Annotated in this window: 15 protein-coding genes and 4 tRNA genes; 2 read left to right on the top strand and 17 right to left on the bottom strand. The window is 41.6% G+C overall.

Annotated features, from left to right (window positions below):
* Position 1: 1 nt before the first annotated feature.
* Positions 2-937, bottom strand: a complete 936-nt coding sequence (locus DCO56_RS15940) for a ParB/RepB/Spo0J family partition protein (RefSeq protein ID WP_108634762.1) — start codon at positions 935-937, stop codon at positions 2-4.
* Position 938: 1 nt separating this feature from the next.
* On the bottom strand, positions 939-1,736 hold the full coding sequence (locus DCO56_RS15935) for a ParA family protein (RefSeq protein WP_108634761.1): 798 nt from the start codon (positions 1,734-1,736) through the stop codon (positions 939-941).
* Between the two features lie 227 nt (positions 1,737-1,963).
* On the opposite strand from DCO56_RS15935, the gene DCO56_RS15930 reads away from it, so the two are divergent.
* Positions 1,964-2,485, top strand: a complete 522-nt coding sequence (locus DCO56_RS15930; RefSeq protein ID WP_108634760.1) for an NADPH-dependent FMN reductase — start codon at positions 1,964-1,966, stop codon at positions 2,483-2,485.
* 190 nt (positions 2,486-2,675) lie between these two features.
* Here the strand turns inward: DCO56_RS15930 and DCO56_RS15925 are convergent, their stop codons facing one another.
* Positions 2,676-5,621 carry a M16 family metallopeptidase gene (locus DCO56_RS15925; protein WP_108634759.1) on the bottom strand — a complete coding sequence of 982 codons (2,946 nt, stop codon included), beginning with the start codon at positions 5,619-5,621 and terminating at the stop codon, positions 2,676-2,678.
* Positions 5,622-5,852: 231 nt separating this feature from the next.
* Between DCO56_RS15925 and DCO56_RS15920 the strand changes: the two genes are divergently transcribed.
* Entirely contained in the window at positions 5,853-7,049 is a 1,197-nt protein-coding gene (locus DCO56_RS15920) for an acyloxyacyl hydrolase (protein ID WP_108634758.1), read from the top strand.
* A gap of 103 nt (positions 7,050-7,152) precedes the next feature.
* On the opposite strand, the gene DCO56_RS15915 is transcribed toward DCO56_RS15920, so the two are convergent.
* The 14 genes from DCO56_RS15915 to DCO56_RS15855 form a co-directional block, all read right to left on the bottom strand.
* Positions 7,153-7,227 (bottom strand) — tRNA-Val (locus DCO56_RS15915).
* A gap of 34 nt (positions 7,228-7,261) precedes the next feature.
* Positions 7,262-7,336, bottom strand: a tRNA-Val gene (locus tag DCO56_RS15910).
* Positions 7,337-7,345: 9 nt separating this feature from the next.
* Positions 7,346-7,423 (bottom strand) — tRNA-Val (locus DCO56_RS15905).
* Positions 7,424-7,432: 9 nt separating this feature from the next.
* A tRNA-Val gene (locus DCO56_RS15900) sits at positions 7,433-7,510 on the bottom strand.
* Between the two features lie 139 nt (positions 7,511-7,649).
* On the bottom strand, positions 7,650-9,719 hold the full coding sequence (locus DCO56_RS15895; RefSeq protein WP_108634757.1) for a putative porin: 2,070 nt from the start codon (positions 9,717-9,719) through the stop codon (positions 7,650-7,652).
* Between the two features lie 23 nt (positions 9,720-9,742).
* Entirely contained in the window at positions 9,743-10,558 is an 816-nt protein-coding gene (locus tag DCO56_RS15890) for a purine-nucleoside phosphorylase (protein WP_108634756.1), read from the bottom strand.
* Positions 10,559-10,627: 69 nt separating this feature from the next.
* Positions 10,628-12,118 carry a sodium:solute symporter gene (locus DCO56_RS15885; protein ID WP_108634755.1) on the bottom strand — a complete coding sequence of 497 codons (1,491 nt, stop codon included), beginning with the start codon at positions 12,116-12,118 and terminating at the stop codon, positions 10,628-10,630.
* Between the two features lie 37 nt (positions 12,119-12,155).
* Positions 12,156-12,968 carry an N-acetylmuramic acid 6-phosphate etherase gene (murQ, locus tag DCO56_RS15880; protein ID WP_108634754.1) on the bottom strand — a complete coding sequence of 271 codons (813 nt, stop codon included), beginning with the start codon at positions 12,966-12,968 and terminating at the stop codon, positions 12,156-12,158.
* 21 nt (positions 12,969-12,989) lie between these two features.
* The gene (locus DCO56_RS29755; RefSeq protein WP_245935849.1) at positions 12,990-13,634 is read right to left on the bottom strand and encodes a polysaccharide deacetylase family protein; all 645 of its coding nucleotides are present in this window, start codon (positions 13,632-13,634) and stop codon (positions 12,990-12,992) included.
* A gap of 50 nt (positions 13,635-13,684) precedes the next feature.
* Positions 13,685-15,511: a glycoside hydrolase family 9 protein gene (locus DCO56_RS15875; protein WP_245935848.1), complete on the bottom strand. Its 1,827-nt coding sequence runs from the start codon at positions 15,509-15,511 to the stop codon at positions 13,685-13,687.
* Positions 15,512-15,553: 42 nt separating this feature from the next.
* Positions 15,554-17,410 carry an outer membrane protein assembly factor BamB family protein gene (locus DCO56_RS15870; protein WP_108634753.1) on the bottom strand — a complete coding sequence of 619 codons (1,857 nt, stop codon included), beginning with the start codon at positions 17,408-17,410 and terminating at the stop codon, positions 15,554-15,556.
* Between the two features lie 170 nt (positions 17,411-17,580).
* Positions 17,581-19,440: a RagB/SusD family nutrient uptake outer membrane protein gene (locus DCO56_RS15865; protein WP_108634752.1), complete on the bottom strand. Its 1,860-nt coding sequence runs from the start codon at positions 19,438-19,440 to the stop codon at positions 17,581-17,583.
* Between the two features lie 11 nt (positions 19,441-19,451).
* Positions 19,452-22,913, bottom strand: a complete 3,462-nt coding sequence (locus DCO56_RS15860) for a SusC/RagA family TonB-linked outer membrane protein (protein WP_108634751.1) — start codon at positions 22,911-22,913, stop codon at positions 19,452-19,454.
* A 73-nt stretch (positions 22,914-22,986) separates the two neighbouring features.
* Positions 22,987-24,231, bottom strand: a complete 1,245-nt coding sequence (locus DCO56_RS15855) for an exo-beta-N-acetylmuramidase NamZ family protein (RefSeq protein ID WP_245935847.1) — start codon at positions 24,229-24,231, stop codon at positions 22,987-22,989.
* Positions 24,232-24,467: the final 236 nt, after the last annotated feature.

Raw genomic sequence — 24,467 nt, 5'->3', positions numbered from 1 at the left:
ATTACCAATCTAAAAGTTCAAGAATACGGCTCAGGTCGTCCTCGGATTCAAAAGGAATCTCAATAGCCCCCTTGCCTTTGGTGCTCTTTAAATTCAATTTGACTCTTGACGAAAATTTCGAAGCCAGATCATCTTCAATTTTCTGTAACTGAAAGGACATTGGAGTTTTGTCCTTACCCGCTTTTTTCTTGCCCCCTTTTTGAAGCTCACGAACCAGCTCTTCAGCTTTTCTAACCGAAAGACCTTGGTCGATGATCAATTTAAAGATATAGAGCTGCTTATCTACTTCTGCAATATTGATCAATGCGCGTGCATGCCCCATAGTCAGAGCGCCATCACGTATGGCAGCTTGAATGACCGGTGGAAGTTTTAATAAGCGCAAATAATTCGTTACTGTCGAGCGGTTTTTGCTGACACGCTCGCCCAATTCCTCCTGCTTCAAATTACATTCCTCGATCATGCGCTGGAAGCTTAAAGCCACTTCGATAGCATTTAAGTTTTCACGTTGGATGTTCTCGATCAAAGCCATTTCCAACATCTGCTGATCATTGGCCGTACGGATATAGGCAGGAATCTCAGTTATGCCCGCCAGTCTTGAAGCCCGAAGACGCCGTTCTCCAGAGATCAACTGGTAGTTTCCCTCCGAAATCTTTCGTACGGTAATCGGCTGGATTAACCCTTGTAAGGTAATGGATTCAGCTAATTCCTGTAACGCGACCGGGTCAAATTCCGTACGAGGTTGAAACGGGTTCACCGATATCTCCTCTACCCGGACGTGGCTGATACTACCATTTTCTTTTGTTGTATTTGCTGTAGAGGGCGTCACTAGAGGAGCCTCCTCTACTTGCTGATTATTTTTAGCAGGAGCTTCTACACTATCGTTTAATAGCGCACCTAAACCTCTTCCCAGTCCTGTTTTACGCTGATGTGCTGCCATATTATGCGGTTACTGTTGTATTCATTTCATTAAAATGCCCGTTTTTCTGCAATATTTCACGCGCCAAATTCAAATAGTTGATCGCACCTTTACAGGAAGCGTCGTGCATGATAACAGAAATACCGAAACTAGGAGCTTCACTTAAACGGGTATTACGTTGAATGATGGTATCAAAAACTAAATCCGTAAAATGCGTTTTCACTTCTTCAACAACTTGATTGGAAAGCCTTAAACGCACATCATACATCGTCAATAAAATACCCTCAATCTCCAAACTAGTATTTAAACGGTTCTGAACAATTTTAATTGTGTTCAGCAATTTTCCCAGCCCCTCTAATGCAAAATACTCACATTGAACCGGTATGATTACTGAATCGGATGCTGACAGGGCATTAATGGTAATTAATCCCAATGAAGGTGAACAGTCAATGATAACAAAATCATAATCATTTTTTACCTGATCCAAGATCTTTTTCATCTTGTACTCCCGCTCGTGCATATTGATCATTTCAATCTCCGCACCTACCAGGTCAATATGAGCTGGTAAAAGATCAAGATTAGGCGTTTCAGTAGACTGAATAGCGTCTCTTGGGTTCAGATCATTGACCAAACATTCATATATACTTTCATTGATCGTACGAGGGTCAAAACCAATCCCAGAAGTAGAGTTTGCTTGAGGATCCGCATCCACCAACAATGTTTTATATTCTAAAACCGCCAAACTAGCCGCCAAGTTAATTGACGTTGTGGTTTTTCCGACCCCACCCTTTTGGTTTGCGATTGCGATTACTTTTCCCATCTTGAATGAAAACCTTTCTTTATTAAAATGTCATTTTACACTACATTTCACTTTCCTGAAGATCAATTTGTCCAAATATTTACGCTAAATTTAAATTAGCCTAACAAATTCAGCATATTTCGTACTTTTGATTGATCAAAAGCACATATCCTCAGGATGCTAAGATACAAAAAATCAAGATATGTATCCACTTTGAAATAGTGCTTTTTATAAGTATCAACAACACAATGATTTTAATAATATCCGGAACAAACCGTCCTCATAGTAAGACGTTAAAAATAGCAAAATGCTACCAACGGCTACTTCATCGTAAATCCGTTGAAAACGAGATCCTTTCGCTATCAGATCTCCCTGCAAATATTTTAGAAACAGACCTTTACGGAAAAAGAAGTTCCGCTTTTGAACCAATCCAGCAAAAGGTCAGCCAAGCCGATATGTTTATTTTTGTCGCCCCTGAATACAACGGAAGCATCCCCGGTGCGCTCAAACTTTTTATTGACTGCTGCACTTTCCCGATCAGTTTTTACCACAAAAAAGTTGCGTTGGTAGGATTATCTTCCGGAAGATATGGCAACCTACGCGGGATAGATCATCTCACCGGAATATGTCACTACCTCAGAATGCATGTCCTCCCGCTCAAGATATTCCTCCCCAATGTGCAGCAGGAACTGAACGAAAACGGGGAATTATTTAAAGAAGACACACTCCAGTTTATCAACGAACAGATTGAGGAAATCATACGGTTTTAATCCATCATTGCAGGTATTCGCCGTGGAGAGTATCCCAACAGGCACGTTGGAGCTTTTCATATCTTACGTGCAACAATTCGGATCATCTGCCAAGACAAGAATATACAGGTAACCGAATCGCAAAAAAAAGAAGCCTTCGACACAGCGAAGGCTTCAAATCCCCTATCTAAAATAGGAATAGCTAAAAAAACTAATACCCAAACAATTCTTTTAAGTCAAGTTTTTTTACTTCGCCCAATTTGGCAAGATCTTCCGATTTAAGGCTATCTTCCTTCGCTACAATACAGTATACGTAAGGTTTTTGGCTCATTTCATTCTTGTGGAACATACTTAAGTCGCCATAAGTCAGCTTAGGCGCCTGTTCATAAACAACTTTACGGATATCTGTTGTATTACCCAAGCGTTGAGCCGCCAGATAGCTACTTAAAATAGATGCGTTCAGCACCCGCTCACTGGCGATGGACTTCTGTAAACTCACTTTAGCAATATCCAGCCCTTTCGCACTTTCAGGCAGCACATCCAATAATTCATTCATACCTTTGATCGCTTCATTGAATTTATCGGCCTGTGTCCCTACATAAGCACCTACTGTATAATGATTTTCTTTTTTATAGGGCTGTCCATAGAATGCGTAAGTAGAATAGGCCAGCGCTTTTGATTCACGAATGGTCTGAAAGACAATACTTCCCATGCCACCTCCAAAATAATTATTGAACAACGACACTGTTGGTGTTAATGGGTTCGAATACTGGCCGGATGTTCTATACCAGAATACTTCGGCTTGCTTCATATCAAAATCGGCAAATAGCACCTGATTTTTAGTCGTTGGCAGCTCAGTAAACACCAAACCTTTTGCACCCTTCACGTAGTCACCCGTGCCCTGTTTCAATGGTTTTGCCTTTGCCACAAATTCACTGGCGCTCAACGGTCCGAAATAAAGCATGGTGTGCTTCATATTGGCTAAATCATGCAGTGCGTTCACCAAATCTTCCGCCTTCAACGCATCCAGTTCCGCATCTGTAAACACATTATTGAACGGATTTTTGGCACCGTATTTTGCATAGGATTTTAAGCCCTCCATGATAGCCCCTTTATTTTCCTTTGCATTGGCTCTGGACTTCTTAAGACGCATAATATACATTTTGAAAGCTTCCTGATCAGAAACACAATTGCGCAATAAGTCCTGAATTAAAGATTGTGTAGCGATAAAATTCGAGTTTAAACCCGAAATTGAAACCAATGTCTCCTCGTTTCCGGCAGACACCGAAAAATCAGACGCCAATTGATAGAAATCCTTACTGAATTGCTCACTGGATTTATCTTTTGTCCCCAAAAACTCCAGGTAACCTGCGGCCAGCGAAAGTAATTTATTATTCCATTTACCTACATCAAAACGATAGGACAGCGAGAATAATTCGTTATCATTATTCTTCACCGCAAGCACAGGCAGGCCATTTGCGGTAGCTTTCTGAACATCTTTATTATAGTCTACCCATACCGGCTGGATTTTATCCTCAGGCATTGCTTCCACTGCCTTCAGAAAATCAGATTGATCGTCACGATTGACAGTGACCGGTGTAATTTCCGGCTTCACAACCTTAACGACATTATTGTCTACCCCTTTGCGTTTATAAACAACAACATAATTATTATCGTTTAGATATTTATTGGCAAAATCGACGATATCCTGTTTTGTAATCTTATTGAGTCCATCAGAATAACTAACTACCGACGCCCAGTCCTGACCTGATGTGAAAGCATCCATCAAAGCTTCAGCACGTTCACCGTAACTTTCATGCTGTTTGATCTCATCTTTTTTCGCATTATTGACAATCGCACCTATCAGGTCATCCGAAAACTCACCTTTTCGCAATTTGTCCAGTTCTTTAAGCAATAACTGCTGCACCTCCTCCAGGCGCTGTCCCTGACTTGGATTCCCCTGAAGGATCAATAAGGAATAATCTTTTAATACATAAGGAAAGGCTCCCGCGCCCAATAATTTCTGGTTCTTTACCAAATCCAGATCGATCAGACCGGCGGAACCGTTCGTCAGAATCTGACTCATCAGATTTAATAGTTGTGCATCTTTGGTCGCCGCCCCGGGGAAACGGAATCCCATAAACATAAATTCCGCATCCGGCCCTTTGACCTCGCGAACAATCGGGCTTAAAATAGGTTTCTCAGGATCAAAAGTATATGGCGGTACTTCTTTTGGCTGCATAAAAGCAAAACTCTTATCGACCTTTTTTACGACCTCTGTAGGCTCAAAATCACCGGACATGATCACCCCCATATTATTGGGCACATAATAGGTATTAAAATATTCACGGATTGCTTTTAATGAGGGGTTTTTCAGATGTTCCACAGTACCGATGGTAGTCTGCTTTCCGTAGTTATTATTTGGGAACGCGGCTTCAAACATAGCCTCAACAGCCTTTCGGCTATCTTTATCCAATCCGATATTTTTCTCTTCATATACTGCCTCGAGCTCCGTATGGAACAGACGCAGTATCGGGTTTCTAAAACGTTCAGCCTGTACAGCAAGATATTTATCCATTACATTACTTGGAATCTGCTCCTGGTATACCGTCTGTTCAAATGAGGTAAACGCATTAGTTCCTTCGGCCCCCATGGATGCCATCAGCTTATCGTACTCATTTGCGATCGCATACTTTGCGGCTTCACCGGACACACGGTCAATTTCCTTGTATATTGCTTTCCGCTGTGTCTCATCAGTCGTACCGTTGTACTTTTCATAGAGTTCGTCAATCTGATCCAATAAAGGCTTTTCTTTTGCCCAATCTTTGGATCCAAATTTATCGGTCCCTTTGAAAAGCATGTGCTCCAGATAATGCGCCAAACCAGTATGGTCCTTGGGATCGGTTTTACTTCCTGCTTTTGTAGCAATGTAGGTCTGGATACGTGGTTCCTTTTTGGTCGGACTTAGAATAACGGTTAGGCCATTTTTAAGTTTATAGAACCTTGAATGAGTGGGGTCATTGGTCACATACTTGTAGGCGTACCCACCCTCAGAAGCTTCTTTCCATTCAAATTTGGCATTTTGGGCAAACAAGGCTCCCCCCGCTGTTGTTAGAGCAAACGTTACAGCGGTAATTTTAAATAGATTTTTAATCATATTTCCTTTTTCTTTTCAACTCAAACTTAGATAAATTGCTGTGGATATGCAATATAATCACGAACATATAAAAACAATTATTACGCTCCGCTGTTGTTGTACGTGTTTCTTTGTCGCTGAGAAGCGTCAATTTATGCCCCGTAATTTAACCAACTGTTAAAGGAAAATTGCTACAATGATTTATCATTCTTACTTTTGCAAAAATTTTAAAAAACGCTAACGTTTTAATTCATGAGATCAAGCATACTTGTTTTTGTGATCTTCGCGCTTCTTTCCTTTCGTACAAATGCGCAGGTCACCCCCAGAATAGAAAATCAGAAAGACACATTAAATAGCCGTACACCGGCAAAAACTAGACTAATATTTCAGCTTGAACACGAAAGTGGTGGTGAACTCAAATTCAATGAACGCTCCAAAGAGACCCTTGCCGATTCTTACTATAGCGGACTTAACTTTCGGGTTGGCTTCCAGACACAGTTCCAAGATTCATTGAAGAGCATTTACAACGAGATATACAATTACCCCATTTATGGTGTAGGAATTTATAGCAGTACTTTTGGCCAGGAACATCTTGGCCGGCCTTTCGCATTCTATGGCTTTGTCGCGATCCCTATAAAACCGAAAGTCAATAGCAAGTGGAACTTCAACTATCGGATCGCACTAGGCCTCTCCGGACGGTTCAATCCATATAATGAAGAGGACAATCCTTTCAATCTATTAATAGGAAGTAAAAACAATGTATTTATTGACTTAGGACTTCAGGCCAATTACCGTCTAAGTCAAAAATTCCAAGTTGGTGCAGGTATTGCATTCCATCATTTCAGCAATGGTGCCCTAGCACTGCCGAATACAGGCATAAACCTGCTCCCTTTAAGTCTTTCTGTTTCGTATACACCAACAAGCAGGCCTTTCGACTACAGGAAAACTAGTGTTCCAAAAATGGAAGAAACAGAAGAACTACATTTCAATTACGCTTTTGGATTCAAACAGATCGATCGGGAGCATGACAGCCAATATTTCAAATCAACCTTGGGAGCTTATTATAGCAGGCATTTGGGATACAAATGGCGTCTTGGCGCTGGAATGGATGCTTTTTATTCAGCAAGCGGAAACGACGAGAAAATCGCCGGTGACAAAGCAGGGAGCTTTGGAGCATTGTTTTCCTATGGCCCTGCGTTCTACATTGACCATGTGTTAAATTCCAGGCTATATATCAATGGAAATGTCGGCGTATATTTACACCGTAATAAATTCAATGGTGAAAGCACACCTGTCTATCTAAGGGCAGGTGTACGCTATAAAGTGTACAAAGATTTCTTTGCTGGAGTTTCCATTAAAGCACATGGCGGTAAAGCAGATTTTATCGAATGGACAACAGGGTATGGCTTTAAACTGCGTAAGAAACGGGCAAATCCAGCCAGCAATTAACAGTTGTTAAAGGAAACTGACAACATGTTAAAAAAATAAAGGGCATTTACAATGCCCTTTAGATTGCATAAAAAAAGCGTTCATAAGAACGCTTTTTTTATTGTGGGGATTACTGGGTTCGAACCAGTGACCCCTACCTTGTCGAGGTAGTGCTCTAAACCAGCTGAGCTAAATCCCCTAACGAAAAAAAAGCACCATTTGATGATGCTTTGTGGAGGCTACTGGATTCGAACCAGTGACCCTCTGCTTGTAAGGCAGATGCTCTGAACCAGCTGAGCTAAGCCTCCGTTTTGGATTGGTGGAGAATACTGGATTCGAACCAGTGACCCTCTGCTTGTAAGGCAGATGCTCTGAACCAGCTGAGCTAATTCTCCGTCTTTGTATGGTGGAGGCTACTGGATTCGAACCAGTGACCCTCTGCTTGTAAGGCAGATGCTCTGAACCAGCTGAGCTAAGCCTCCATACTTTTTTAAAGAACGCCGTTCCCTAATTGCGTGTGCAAATATAGCTTAAAAATTCTATTCTCAAAATTATTTTCGAAGATTTTCTACATCAAAAACCGCAACAAGCTAAGAAACACCCATATAATTTTCACAGAAATTAATCATAAAACTTCCACGAAATACCAAATCTAAAGTTTGCTGTATTCATCGGATAACGTCTAACAGTATAATAGCCATTCGGATAAAAATTCTGGTTTAGGAAATTATAACTTAAAAACATATTGACCCGCTGTATATTTGCCGTGATCCATAAGTCCATAATCGGATAAGTCGAAAATTCGATCTGCTGATAAGCGTTATAAAACTGTCCCGTCCCTATCGAATAATTCGGATTGGCATAAGGTGTATTAAATTTAGCATCAATACCAATACTATAGTCAATCACTTTATAAAAGAGATTGCTGTAATAAAGACTGTGCCAAGTATAAAGTTCGGGAACCGCCAGTATATTCTGCTGATCCGTCTTTTGATAAACCACCAGATTGTCCAGGGTAAAATGATTAAGCTTAAACTTCTGCCCCACACTTACCTTCAGCAAATTAGCGTTATCCAATTGCGCAGGATTGATCCACTTATCTTTCTTCCGGTCATTCTGTGGATTTGATAATTCCTCAAAATAAGTATAATTATTCATCCGAAAATATTCGACCTTTCCATTGAACCCCAATGTCGGGTTGCGGTATTGAAAGGCCACATTCTGAATTTTAGTCTTTTTTAGATCCAGATCATTCCATTTTGCATAGGTATAATTCAGGTTTTCGAAGACCATCTCGGGTGATTTATTTTGTGAATAAGCCGAAAGCGTCACCTTTCCGATTTTATCTCCCATGGAAATATCCGCCTTTGCTTCATAGAGAAAATCACCAATATTATGTCCGAAAACAATTTGATTGGCCTTCAGGCTAAAATCCAGTCGATCCGAAAATTTGTAGCCCAGTTCCCCCTTAACGATTCCATTCTGATAGAAACGATCAAATGTTGTACTATCCGGCAATTTTTTCAAAGGCTCAGGGTAAGCGGCCTGATTGGTATAGTAACGCAGGGAGTCTACCTGACTTTGCTCTACCCAATTCATATCATGCTGGAAAGCCAGATTTAGCTTAGCTTCATTTTTAAAAATCGATTTGCCCCGAAGAAAAAAGTTATACTCAAACTCATTGGAAACATTAGTAATGCCTGTTTTATCATTATTCAAGCTTAATGCCTGATTATTGTAAGGTAACGCGGCATTTTGGTCATTCATATTTTTAAAGAAGTTATACGTCTGCTTCCGGATCCTTGTATTGTGCGCCATACTGTTTGTCGGATAAATCTGCTGGGTAGGCTTCCCCTTATCTACTGTATCAATACGACCAACATAGAGCGACTGCCGCAGGAACAGCGAATTATCCCACCATTTTGATCGTGGTATCCCGGTTCTACCTGCGTCATAAAACTTAGGAATAAACCGATCCGGAGCCTGTCTATTTTCAGGAGCAAATGGCCGGTCTTCGATGATAGACCCATTTTCCATTGCATCCAAACGATTGAATACAGCATTAATTAAGAGATTATACCGGTTATTTTTCGACTCATACCAAGAGGCAATAGATGCTTTCAAATCAGCATAGCTCTGACCTAGATAAAATCCATCTGTTTTTGTTGAATGGAAATCAACATTCATATTCCATTGCGAATTGATATTTTGCGCCACCCGGGCCCGAAAGACCTGATCATTGAAAAAGAATCCCACAGCCGACAGTTCCGAATAGCGAGCCCTTGCCCTAAAATATTGAACAGAATCCGGGTTCAATAGATAACGCTCCAAGGCCGTGAATCCAGACTGAAATCCGATTGTCTTTTTGGGCTGAAATAATAAATCGCGTGTGGCAAGACCATAAGACCCTAGATTTATACTGGGATTCCAGGGCGTATTTTGGGGATTATAATATTGATAATTACGGTGTGAAGTATCTATTTGCCTTGTATAAGTTCCTTTTTTCAGCATATCCAATGTCGCATAACGAATATATTTTGCTGACAGGATAACCGAATCTTTTTTCCCATCTTCTTTGGCTCTCGCCGAATCCAATGCGCTGCTCCACTCCTCCTTGCTTTGCGCAATAACATCCATGGAACAAACAAGTAAGACACACAGTGCGGCTAATACGCGTACGATCAACTTCATCTAAAATTGTATATAGTCTAAATTTACTGCAAAGCTATCAATTCTTTCAAAATTAATGTCATCTTAGGTTCCGCTTTCTCTGCAACAGCGACGATTTCCTGCAAAGAGACAGGTTTTAACACATCGTGAAAGCCCTCATCCGTAACAACAGAAATCGCGAACACCGGAAGAGCCATATGATTGGCAACAATTACCTCCGGTACTGTACTCATACCGACTACATCCCCCCCAATAATTCGCATGAAACGGTATTCAGCTTTTGTTTCCAGATTTGGTCCCTGCGAGGAGACATACACAACCTTTCGTGCGGTAATTCCGTGCTTTGACGCGATTTCAAGCGCCTGTTCAATCATCGCACGGTTATAAGGTTCGCTCATATCCGGAAAACGAGGTCCGAATTCACTTAGGTTCTGCCCTCGCAATGGATTATCGGGCAACAGATTGATATGGTCCTCAATAATACCCAGATCCCCATTTCTGACCTCCGGATTCAGCGATCCGGCAGCGTTTGACACAAAGAGCTTTTTGACACCCAGCACTTTCATGATCCGGATGGGAAAAGTAATCTGCTGCATATCATAACCTTCATAATAATGAAGTCTTCCTTGCATGGCAACCACATTTCTACCATTCAATTTTCCAAAAATTAATTTACCGGAGTGAAATTCGACTGTAGAGATGGGAAAGTTAGGGATATTGGAATACATCAGCTGATACTCGACTTCAATCTCATCAACCAATTTACCCAAACCAGTACCAAGGATGATACCGAATTCTGGAGCAAAATCTCCAATTTTTCTACGGATAAACTCCGTCGTTTCATTTATGCTATGATACATACGTACAAAAAAACTAAGTATCTCAAACTTAACTTAATTTTTTTGTACGCACAAATCAAATATAGCAGCTTAGTTATGAGAAAGCGCCTTTTCGTCCGCTTTACCTGGAGAGCTGATCAAAAGCATCAAGAAAGTGATAAAACCATTGATGATAATCAAGTCGAGCCCGATCACATAAGGTGTATATACTTCAATCACATAAGTTTTCAATAAATACAATACCGTAGGCGAAAGCACACAGATATAAGGCACCGCCTTATCCCGCACAGCAGATTTTGTGAAGATCCCGAAAACAAACAGTCCCAATAGTGGCCCATAGGTGTAGCTTGCCGCAGTAAATATTGCATTTACTACAGAATCATCATTGATAAGCTTAAATACGAGAATAACAAGCAACATAACAATCGAAAAAGCAAAGTGGACATAATTACGCTGTTTGACAAGAGCAGGATCATTTGGATTTTCCTTTTTATTAAAGTTCAGAAAATCCACGCAGAACGAAGTTGTCAATGCTGTCAGCGCGCTATCCGTTGTTGCAAAAGTTGCCGCTGTCAGTCCCATCATAAAGATGATCGCCGGAACGATAGCAAGATGATTCAACGCAATCTCCGGGTACAGGTAATCACGGGTCGCTAATTGCGAGACATCAATACCATTTTTTGCAGCGTAGATATATAATAAAGCGCCCACAGCCAAAAAGAAAATATTGATCACCACAAATACGCTTGTGAATGTAATCATATTCTTCTGCGCTTCTTTGATCGTTCCCATTGACAGATTCTTTTGCATCAGATCCTGATCAAGCCCTGTCATGGCAATGGTAACAAAAATTCCGCCCAGGAATTGCTTCCAAAAATTGGCCTTACTGCCCACAAAATCATCCCAGAAGAAGATTTTGGAATAGCTGCTTTCTTTGACTGCTTCGAACGTATCCACAATTCCAAAATCCAATCCTTTGGCCATAAAATAAATTGAAAGAATGACGGCGGTCACTAAAAAGGTCGTCTGTAGGGTATCTGTGACAATAATCGTCTTTAAGCCCCCTTTATTCGTATATAGCCAAATAAGCACCAGACAGATTATTACAGTAACTGCGAAAGGTACGTTCCAGGCATCAAAAATAAAGTGTTGCAAGACAATTGCGACCAGGTATAAGCGAAAGGCCGAACCGATGGTACGGGAAACCAAGAAGATCGCTGCGCCGGTTTTATAAGTCGTATGTCCAAAACGTTCTTCCAGATAGGTGTAGATGGAGGTCAGGTTCATTCTATAGTACAACGGAAGCAATACATAAGCGATTATGACGAAGCCTACTGCATTTCCAAGAACAAATTGAAAATAGCTGAATTCAGATGCCCCCACAGCACCCGGAACCGAGATAAAGGTCACCCCGGAGAGTGCGGTACCAATCATCCCAAAGGCCACCATATACCATTTCGAATTTCGGTTGGCAACAAAAAAGGTGGAATTATCCGAAGATCCTTTTGAGGTGAAGTGCGCTACTGCGAGTAAGACCGCAAAGTAGATCACAATAAAGGATAATAATATAACTGGTGACATAGTTTGTTTTTAATAGGTGATTTGATAGCTGATGATTTTAATGTGTCGCCTGATAAGCTTCGATCGCTTGCCTTACATTGCCAAATTGTTCCAGCAAAACCGCCGCATCTTCTTCTGTAGCTCCTGTCTGATCCATGATGATCCGTACGCCACGACCGACCAATTTATGGTTTGATAGTTGCATATCGACCATTTTATTTCCCTTCACACGCCCAAGCTGAATCATAACCGCCGTGCTAAACATATTTAATACAAGCTTTTGTGCGGTACCAGATTTCATACGGGTAGAACCCGTCACAAATTCGGGACCCACAATAACCTCAACAGGATACTGTGCAATTTCAGCAATCGGAGAACCACCGTTACAGACAATACATCCTGTTACCAGCCCCCTCTCGTTTGCGGTCTTCAGACCACCGATGACATAAGGTGTGGTACCCGACGCAGCAATACCGATAACGACATCATTTTCGTCTATATCATATGCTTCCATATCCTTCCAAGCCTGTTCCAGATCATCTTCCGCAAATTCCACGGCTTTGCGGATCGCAGTATCCCCGCCTGCAATTAACCCGATAATCCACTCAAATGGCACACCATAAGTCGGAGGCAATTCAGATGCATCTAAGACTCCCAGTCGACCACTTGTACCAGCTCCAATATAAAAAGTCCGACCACCAGCCTTCATTTTCTCCACAGTAACCTTAACCAATGCTTCGATCTGAGGAATAGACCTTTCAACAGCTAGCGGCACAGATTTATCCTCGTTATTGATATTAGTCAATAATTCATGTACAGACATCTTGTCCAAATCCTGATAATTCGAATCTTTCTCCGTTGTATTAACCATTCTTAATATATATTGTATTTCTTAATTCAATAAACCGGGTATATCCACTATTTGATAACCTTTCTTTTTTAATATATTGATCATATCATCCAAATGATGATACAATTTATCTTTCCGTCTTTCATCCGTCCCCATATGGACCAAAATCATAAAACCATTCAGGCCGAACTTCTCTTCATACGACCAAAGTCCCTCCAAAATCGCAATGGAGGACAGATAACGTTCACCCATTTCTGGATAGGTATAATCTGCGGCAGTCCGTATTCCGGGCGTGTAGTTGATTGAAGACAGCCCTATTTCCTTTGCCCATGCTACCGTCTGACTATTATACCATTCATAAGAAGGAATATAATGACGCAGTTGACAGGTATCAATCCCCGAAAGTGCCAGCTCCCCCACATTGGTCTTCAGATCCCGCAGGAATGAATCCCGGCTGACCAGCAATTCATCACGGCTTCCCCAGTCACTGATCAGGAGATGCTTATCGGAATGCCCAGACACCACATGTCCGTCTTTTAACATCCTTCGAACATAAGGTTTGAAACCTGCATTCCGCAGGTAGTCCCCCGTAAGAAAAAAATTCCCTTTCACATGATGATGCTTTAAACTATTCAAAACCGCATCTGTCCCCTCCGATAAATCGTGACCCGTAAAAAGTAAAGCCACTTTTTTCACTGTAGAATCGCCGCGGACTATAGCCCCGAAGACATCCCTGCTTACTTTTTTCCCACAGGCTCCTCCAATGCCTTTCCTTCTTTAGCTGCCAGCAAGTAGATCAACGAAGCCGTCCCATCCATGGTAGGCTCATTGGTGCTGTAGTCACCATAATCGTCATGATAGACGGCAAGGTCACTCTGAAATTCAGCATAACTATCGGGATTATTCAGTTTTATACCGATCAGGTTCCGATAAGTAGATGCCATGATCGGGCCATCCACCAGTCCACCGTCAATCGGGTGCTTACCCAGATAGGTAAAAGCAGAATGCGGATCAACCGGAGTATCACCCCGGGAGGGAAGTCCGTAGACCATGCTTGTCCCCCATGGATTCGCACCAAAGAGCCAGTCAAAGTTTGCCTGTTCCAGTTCATCAAACTGATTATCTCCTGTCAGCTCTTTATACCAAAGGCATTGCATGGCGAACGAAACAGTTAGATTGTTACTGCACCAGATAAAAGGAACCCCTCTCAAAAATGCATTTTGCTCCGCACGTTTATTAACCTCTTCAATACCTTGCCTATAATATGAAACAATCTCCTCGCGATCCTGTCCTTTTAATTTTTTTGCTAATTCATAATGTCCCAAGTTGATAAAAGGATACCACTGATAATGTGCAGCTGTATCTGTTATCATCCAGGGTGTTATTTTTTCCTGTCTGGCATACTGCATGGCCTCCTCGGCAAACTTGTTTTTCTTTGTTGCCGAAAATCCCATTGCTGCCGCCAGCTGCATATCATCCACCCAATTGTCTTCCGCATAGATATAGGGTGATTTGACCGAAACCGTCTGTGTCACCCCGGGTTTTATATTTGCATACGCATAAGCTGTCTCCGCTTTCCGCGACAGCAATTTTGCATATTTTTTATCCTGCTTGCCAAAAAGCACAGATCCCAAACGGAAAGCACTGCTAAACTTTCCTGCTGTAGAACTTGTCCCCGTGGTGTTATTCATAAACTTGCCCCGTTGTTGCGGCTCGCCATCTATGAAATACACTGGGCGTTCAAATCCACGACCATAATACGGATCCTCCTTGGGCATGCGCATACTGGCGTGATCCCGGTCATCCGCAATCTGATTATACATCTGATTTGCCTTTGGATGCATCTTCAACAACCAGTCCAGTCCCCATTTAGCTTCATCCAATATATCAGCACGGCCGTTCTTCCCATCCAGACCATTGGCCTGCTTTTGATCAGCAAATACCTGTGGAAAGTCACGATAGGCTGCCAGCAGATGAAATGTCGCATTGGCCGAGGTAGTTGCATACTGCAAATAATCAGACGCGTCATGCCATCCTCCACCAGCATCGATATGTGTACTATCTGCAATCCCCACTTTACCAGCATACAGCGTAAAACCATCGTGCGTATGACAGCTATCCTTCAAAAAAGGATTGAACAATGTCCGTTGTTGACGCATGTAGCGCAACACAAAATCTGCCGCCCCCCTATAAACATCAGGCGCAACTCTAAAGTCAGGAGATTTAACCTCCCCGACCTGGATAAAAAAGCGTCCGGTATCCTGCATGGCCGAGAAATCAAATCGAAAACTCTGAACAAAAGGGCCATAGCCACCAAAATCCTTCCCTACTGGATGAATATAAACCGTTTTACCTGTCTGTGCATTTTTAACTTCAAAAGAACGAAGCTGCCTGATTGATTTCCCGCCCCATACCGCGACCTTTTTTCCTGTCGGAGTATAGCCTAATTGGTTTATTCGAATCCAAGCATTTTGCTGTGCTTCCGCAAAGTTACAAACAAAACATGCAAAAACAAGCAAAAAAGCTTGACGTAAATTTAAGAAGTTTAGACATTCTTTTATCATAATAAGGCATTTATTTTTAATAAAATCAACTCAAACGGTTGTTTAGAATCGCAAAGAAACTATTTTCCCATCCATCGTACTCGCAACAACCTCATTATTACCATGTATGGCAACAGGGTTGACCATGCCATTGGAAATTTTATACTGCCAGCTAACCGCGCCTGTTTTTGCATCTACAGCCGAAAGCAAACCCGAATGACTCGGCACAAACACCAATTTACGGTTTGTTTTAATTGCCGAAGGCGTCAATTCATAAGGCAATTTTAGTTTTGCTTTCCAAATTACGTCCATTTTATCATCTGAAGAAGAAATCCCCAACAGATCGCCGTCCATTGTCTTTACGTACACCTGCTTTTTATTCACCGCTAATCCCATAGACTCCCGCACACGGATGGTATCTTTCTTTTCGCGCCAGATAACAGCACCACTCTTTGCATCCAAAGCAGTCATAAAGCGATCAGGCGCAACGACAAAAACACGGTTATTCACCCCGACAGGATTACAGGCGGCAGCTGAAAACATCCGATTCGCGTGTCCGTTATTCCATTCCCAGGATAATGTTCCAGTTTTTGCATTCAATGCATAAAACCCATTTCCCCAGGAGCCAAAGATCACATTACCCAAATAATACGTTGGCAAAGTAGACACAAAACCCTTGACCTCATCAAAACTCCATTTTAACTCCCCAGTCTTTACATCCAAGGCCCTGAATTTACCATCTGAGCCGCCGATAAAAGCAACACCATCCTGAATTAAGGGAGACCCCAAGACAGCTTTATCTGTTTGCACCTTCCAGAGGAGTTTTCCATTTTCCGCATTGACAGCATATATAAAGTGATCCGAAGAACCGGCTACAACAATACCCTTCCATACGCCAGGGGTGGAATAGACCTTTCCTCCAGTCCTGTAAGACCAAAGTTTTTTACCAGACCTAAGATCCAGCGCAAAAATATCCCCAGCAGTATTTGAAGTAATTACTTTGTTTTTATCAATGGTCAGTCCAGCACCTATGTCACTTGCATCTTCGAACGTCCAGTTTACACGAACAGCACCCGCATATTTCTCATTGACAGCATAACTTGGCCGTGGATAAACAGCTGTTTCTTTATCATAATGATGATCGAATAAAGGTACCTCCAGCCATGGCTTTTCTTGCGTCCCTACACCTGGATTACGCTCCTGATAAATAGCCTTACCATCACCTATAGTAACAATATTATAGCCGCCGACAGGTTTATTTGCCCGTAGATTTGATCTTCCCATCACGCCAGGAATACCCTCCCAGTCGTAAGCCTTATTTGTATGACCATGCCCACAGAACGCCAATTGAACATTTCGTGTCTTGACTCGTTTTAATGCATCAAACCAATTGTTCAGCGAGGAATCCTGAGGATAATGATTAATATAAATTAATGGTGTTTGTCGGTCCGGGTTCGCAGCAAAGATAGAATCCATCCATACTAGATTTTCACGCGGGATCTGACCGGGACTCATCCGCATATTTGGCCCCGAATTAGTCCCAATAAATTCATAGCCTTTGTGTTTGAAGAAAAAAGTCTCTCCACCAAAGACCGTACGAAAGGTATTGGCGCCATTTTCAGACCAGTTTCCATCATGATTGCCCGGGATTACATACCAGCGCAGCTGCAAGCTATCCAAAATCCGTTTTGCTAGTTTAAGTTCTTGATCAGCACCAAATTCGGTGATATCTCCAGAGAGAATAACAAAATCAATGTCTTTCAATGTATTAAGATCCTTTACAGTACGTCGCAGATCTTCCGCTCCTGTTGCACCACCGACGTGGGTATCCGTCACATGAGCAAATTTAAAGGATTGCGCAAAGGAGAAGTTGAAAATGCATAATAATGCAATAATAACAGCAGTAAACTTCGGTTTCATGGATTAAGTTTTCTTAAAAATAGCGTTTTTATGCATAAATATCAAACAAAAATGCGTTTTTATGCACGATGTTTTTTTTGATTAAAAAATATCACTTATTTATATTCGATGGATTTACAAAAAAGCCTTGTCTAAGAATTAGACAAGGCTTAATACTACTAAGAATCGAATTACCAACCCTTCGTTTGGGTCAATTTATAACCTTTCGAAGCATATTCATTTATCTGCTCAAGACCAACAGGAGCCATATAGGAGCGATCTGAGAAAGACTCACGATTTCGTACAGTTTCGACAAGATAGAAACCAACCATCTGACTAGCGTTCTTACCATCATAAGTGATGATTTTATTCGTAGCATCCACCACTTGAAGAACTCCTATCTTCGAAGGATCCAGCAAAGCCGGAATATCTTTCTGAACATCAACCCAAGGACCACGGTAATAATCCGGATTTTTGTCAAAATTCATATAATCTAGTTTTTTCCAGCGTTTAATATCCAGAAGACGAAGTCCTTCATAAACAAATTCCATGCGACGTTCGCGGCGGATCTCCCAAGTTAACGGCGACACATCAGCATCTCTAGTAGGGTCATTTGCGATAGCTCCGATCTGTAATGGCGCAGTTTTCTGCACCCCTTTTGCAGCAGCTACAGCATCTATAGGACGAGTACGTATCGCATTAATAGACTTATCTATATCACCTTGCGTCACCGTCGGACCGCCAAATCCCTCAGCTAAAATCTGCTTCGCTTCGACAAAATTAAGTACCACCTCAGCCAGGCGGATGACCGGCGCATCGGATGTATTCGTCATCCCGGCCCAAGCGGCTGGATATTTACCACCAACATAGGTTAACGCCTCTCTTGAAGCAAATTTAAATGCGTAAAAAAGAGTCGACGAGGAAGTTAATGGTTTCTCATAAAATGAAGCCTCAAAACGAGGGTCTCGTGTAACAGCTAAATCTTTAATGGAGAAACTGTTCGCATTTGCCACAGATGAGTTTTGCCAAGGCTTTCCGTCATTACACAGAAACGACTTGACAAGAACAAGATTGGATGCATTATCCTGACGTTCTGTACCGTTGCTATACGAACCAACACTATGCGTGACATTTTTAGTCGCGTCATAAGCACGATACATGATCACTTCCTGATTGGCACTTAAATCCTCCGACGCGAAAAGACTCTTAAAATCACTTGTAAATTTATAAGCACCAGAATTCATCACAACTTCGGCCGCTTTCTGAGCTAACTCCAAATATTTCTTCGCTCTTTCTTTATCTATATTGTGATAGTATAAATAAGACCCTTCGAACAACATATAACGAGAAATAAAAGATGCTGCAACATATTTATTTAGGTATTGCTTCCCGTCATTTGTCCGCATGTTATCCAGTACATATTGAAAATCTTCATACACGCGATCCATGACCACACTGCGATTATCCCGGTCTTTGTACAAAAGATCCGTCTCAGTATCTTTCAGCTCCTTATCATAATAAGGAACATCACCAAACACCTCTACCAGACGACTATATTCCGACCCCCTGAAAAAACGAGCCACAGCCATCCAGTGACGATAAGTTTCATCATTAATATTAGGCCTGGTTACACGCTCAATGCGGTCAACAAAAATATTTGCCTTTCTGACATAAACAAAATTCCATGTTGGACCTGAATATTCCCGCAACATTTGCGGGGTCTCCATCAAAGCAATTGTACTTGCATATTCATTTTTGCGGGTAGAAGGAACAGTATTTTCAAAATTATCCTGAATATTTCTCTTTGTCAGGTCATCTGAAAAATTATAACCTGTTACAGGAGCATAAGCAGTTGCATAGCCCGAATTATTACCAGTAAAAAAATTCGGATAGAATCCATTTGCATACAGACGCAAAGCCAGCTCGTTTCCCCAGCTATTTTGATCTTCTATATTGGTTAACTGATCACGATCCAAAACATCTTTATTACAGGAGGACAATAAAACTGTTGCCCCCAGCGCCAAAAAAGCTATTTTCTTTGTAAGTTTCATTTTTGTAAATTTTAGAAGTTAACTTGGACACCAAACGAAACCGATTTGAACATTGGCGTCCCCACCCCTGTTCTACCCGAGTTGTAATTCTTCTCATTAAATATAGAGAAACCATTAATTGCCTCTGGGTCAACAGGCAAACCATTCAACTTATCAAACGTAAAAAAGTTCTCTAAAGAAGTATATATTCTTGCCGTTTTGATATAAGCTTTATTTGTCAATGACGAAGGCAAAGTATACCCTAGCGTAATATTCTTTATACGCATATAAGACATGTCCAATAGATAACGCGATTGTTTTACCATATTATTCGCATCATTACTCGCCGCATTATTAAATGCAGCAGGATAGAAGGCATCTGTATGATCTTTTGTCCAGAAGTTATCCGCAATTGCTGCAGGCATCGCACCGTCTGACGAGTTATACCCGGGAATAGTCAAGAACCCATTCCCCCAAAGTTGACGCTTGCCCACACCTTGTAAAAATGCAGAGAAATCAAAGCCTTTGTAATCAAGCCCGAGACGGAAACCATATTCATAACGTGGAGTTTCATTACCGATAATCTCCAAATCACCATGATCACCTAATGTTTCTGCTCCTTTATCGATCTTACCGTCACCATTCAAATCAACAAACTTAACATCTCCAGGTCCCCAACGGAACTTACTGTCCGTTGAAAATGTATTATACGCTCCATTTGGATCAGAAAGCTTATTAAATTTCTTCTGATTTATATCAATCTCCACCATCTTTCCAGAAGCATCATACTCAAAATCAGATGCCTGATACAACCTATCTGTACGGTAACCCCAAATTTCACCAACATCTTTACCAACATAGTAATCAGAAATCACTTTTGTATCTGTATACTTCAGGATAGTTGATTTAGCATCCGATAATGTCCCACGAACATTGAATCCAAGCCCATTCTCAAAACGGTGATTGAAATCCATCGCCAACTCCCAGCCTTGCGTACGCAATGCACCAAAGTTGCCCTGTGGCGGCGGAGCACCAAAAGTCGCACTGACATTACCACTAGGAACAATCATATTTTTTGTATCACGACGGTACCAGTCGAACACCACGCCGAATTTATTTTTGAACATCCGCATATCCAAACCAATATCTGTGGTTTCAATTCGCTGCCAACCCAAACTACTGAGCACCGCTGATGGTGTTCCAATATTATAATAACGGCTTCCATCTGCGCCCAACCAGTTGATATCACCAGGAATCAGCGTCGAAGTATATAAACTTGGCAATACCGTCTGATCCCCAATTGATCCCCAAGATCCTCTAAATTTCAATTGATTTAATGTAGGTTTTGCCCATTCCATAAAACTTTCTTCGGATGCGACCCAGCCAGCAGAAAAGGAAGGAAACCATTGCCATTTCAGGTCTTTTGGAAATTTCGAAGAACCGTCGTAACGGATATTAGCCTCAAACAGGTACTTATTTTTGTACGCATAGTTTACACGGCCAAAATAACCGAGCTGTGCCTCCCATAAAGCATCCCCTTTAGCTTGCTGTGATGAAGTATTCACACCAAATCCCAGCTGCGGATTTTTGATATCAAGCAGATTAAAGGTCTGAGAGGAATTCATATCATAATCCAAGGTCACGCGGTTGATACCGGCCAAAAACTTGAATTCATGGTCATCATTAATATTCAAATTATAAGTTGTAACAGCATTGATCGTGTTGTTACGGCGATTCCCCGCTGCACGTAGAAAATGGTCTGGATTAGCTCCATTCGCAGTATACATATAATAATTCAGATCATAGGCTGCCGAAGCCCCCTGTGTACCGGCAGGCACAACCTGACCATCCGAATTGACGTAGACTGGAGCTCCGGCCGCATCCTTACGCGCCACACCTGCAATCCAAGAATCTGCAGCAGTAAAACGCGTACCCGGCTGTGTCGTAATTTCTTCCTGATTAGAGAAGGTATAATCAAAATCTATCTTCCAGTTTTTCATAATATTTACGGTAGCTCCCAAATTCAAATTCAGATAATTATTTTGGAAACTAGCCGTATTTGCTGAAGAAACTTCACTCCATGGGCTCCGGATCATCTTACCATTTTCATCGTAGCCCATCGGATATAACGAGCTCCAGCGGTATAAGTACAACCAAGGGTCGGCCGTTGTGGAACTTGTCGTATACGGATACTCCTTTTTGCGGCGTGACACAATTGCACCACCACGTACAGTCAGGTATTTATTCAATTCCGTAGACAAACGTAAAGCAGCATTTGTCCGTCTGAATTGATCGTGGTCAGTAGGCTTCATCATTCCAGATTGATTCAACAAGCCCATGCTTAGATTATAATCCGTTTTTCCCGAAGTACCAGAGATACTTAGATCATGCTGTGAAGTAGGCGCCGCCTTGCGAATCATATAATCCTGTACATTATAAGTACGGACACCATATTTTTTTGTTGGCTCAGCAGGATTCACATACCAGTCACGTCCATATACAGTCGGATCATTGGCACCAATTGTACCGCCGTATTTCTCTTTCCATTTAACGGCTAGATCATAACTCTGCCTATTGACTTTATAGAATGCCCCCGCTTCGGTTTCACCAATCCTTTCCGCAGCCTCAAGCGAATACTTAAGCGCATTCACATCGCCCATATTATAGTCAACAGCTGAGTTCTGGAAAGAAAAATTATTATTATAGCTGATATTAAAGGTATCTCCACCTTTAGCGCCTTTTTTTGACGTGATCAATACCACCCCAAATGCTGCTTTGGCCCCATAGATGGAAGCTGCCGCTGCATCTTTCAATACCGTAATGGATTCTACATCCGCTGGGTTAACCAACTGGATACTTGGAATCTCCACGTTATCTAATAAAATCAAGGGATTCGACTGTCCAGCGATCGATCCTATCTGGCCCCTTATTTTCATCACAGGATCAGAACCGACCTCTCCACTTGGCACGACTACAGTCAAACCCGGTGTAGTCCCTTGAATACCACGGCCGATATCCGCAATAGCACGTCCCTGTAAATTGTCCTTTACATTAATTGTTGAAACCGCACCAGTGAGATTTCCTTTCTTTTGGGTACCATAACCTACCACAACCACTTCTTCCAACGATTGATTATCATCAACCAATGTCACATTAAGTGTATTCGAAGTAACGGTGACATCTTGCGCAACATACCCAATGGATGAAAAACGCAATTTGCTTCCCACCGCAGCTGTAATCTTAAAATGCCCCTGCGCATCGGTTTTTGTAGACACATTTCCGCCAATGACAGAAACGCTTACTTCTGAGACTGGGCCTTTTCCATCCGTTACAGTACCTTGCACCGTATTTTGAACCGAAGTCTTCGATGAAGAGCGAAGCAGGGCACCCGTCAAGTTAGCACTGCTCAAAGCGCCCTCTTTCTTTACGAAAGAATAGGATTCAGAAGGAAAACTCAATCCAAGAGCAACAGAAAATAGTACAAATTTTCTCATTGATTATAGAGTTTTAAAAATAAATGATTCTAGTTAGTATTGTTAGTTATTCGTTAGTATTGTTTGCCGTACCTCATTCAAAATCAGTGTACAGCAGATACTTTTTGCGCATCTGTTTGTAAGCCTTTAAGTCAGCAGCCCAAGATTCCCGGATCTGCACCTCGGACTCTCCCGCAATAATCTGCTTGCGCAGCTGGTCTGTACCAGCCAGCTTATCAAAAAACTCAGGTCTCGCAAAAAAAGTGGACTTGTCTGGTGTTTTCTGATAGAAGTCTAAAAGATATTTTAGTGTAAATTTTTGATTATCAGGACCAAGTCCTCTTAGATCAATACCATAATTTTTAGCACCTTTCCCCTCAACATGTTTTGACATACCATGTCGCTCCCCTGGAGTAAAAGTGAAAGACCCATAGACTGGATTTGTATAGCCCAGCACCTGGAAGGGCCAGTCAGTACCGCGGCCTACCGAGATATCCGTACCTTCAAACAAGCATAAAGACAGATACAGACGCACGGAAAGCTGATTAGGCAGGCTTGGCGATGGAATTACCGGCAGATCGTACATCTTTTTATGATCCCAGTTTTGAACTTTTATTATCTCTAGGTCAGCCTGACGCCCATTCTCCAACCATTTTTCCCCATTGATCATCTGCGCGAGTTCACCGATCGTTAACCCATGGATCATTGCGATTTTATGCCAGGAAACATCAGACTTAAATTTATCGTCGTGCCGCACAGGACCATCTACCTGATCACCGTTTGGATTGGGACGATCCAGCACAATCAACTTCTTATTGTGCTTTGCGCATAACTCCATGACACGGTGCAAGGAAGTAATATACGTATAGAAACGTGCACCGACATCTTGTAAATCAAAAATCATCACATCAATGGAATTGACAATTGAATCTTGTTTTTTATTTCCTCCATACAGGGTAAACAAAGGCAATCCTGTTTTGCGATCTATGTCATTACCAAATTTCTCTCCACGTTCAACATTACCACGAAAACCATGCTCTGGAGCAAAGGCAAACTTCAGATCCACTTTATTTTCAAGCAGAACATCTACGAGATGCCTTTTGTCAGCCCCCACAATTGAAGTCTGATTTCCCATAATCCCAACCTTCCTGCCTTTTAACTGTGACAGATACAACGGCAACTGGTCAGCGCCCGGAGTAATTACAGCACTGGCTGTCTCTCCCACCACTCTTACATCACTTTTTTTATCCGCCTGAACCGATCTAAGTGAATGACCACAGGAGATAAAGGAGAAGGTAGCGACCACAATGGTTAATTTTAGCAAGGTATGTTTCATCATAAATAGACATTAGACCATCCACAAAATGCAGTTTTATGCATGGATAATTGAAAATCAGGATAAAAGTAAGTGAATCTTTTCGTTTTTAAAACAAAAATGCTCATAAAAACGCAAATGAAAGTAAGTGTTCACTTATTAATAAGAAAACAACCTCTTAGACAACATCTTATTAAACAGTAAACATAATAATTAAACAAATACACAAAAACCTAATTAACAATGAATTAAACAGAAAT

The organism is Sphingobacterium athyrii, assembly GCF_003071065.1.
GTDB classification, from domain to species: domain Bacteria; phylum Bacteroidota; class Bacteroidia; order Sphingobacteriales; family Sphingobacteriaceae; genus Sphingobacterium; species Sphingobacterium athyrii.
The sequence above is the reverse complement of the archived record's forward strand: the minus strand, read 5'-3'. Positions and strand labels throughout refer to the sequence as shown.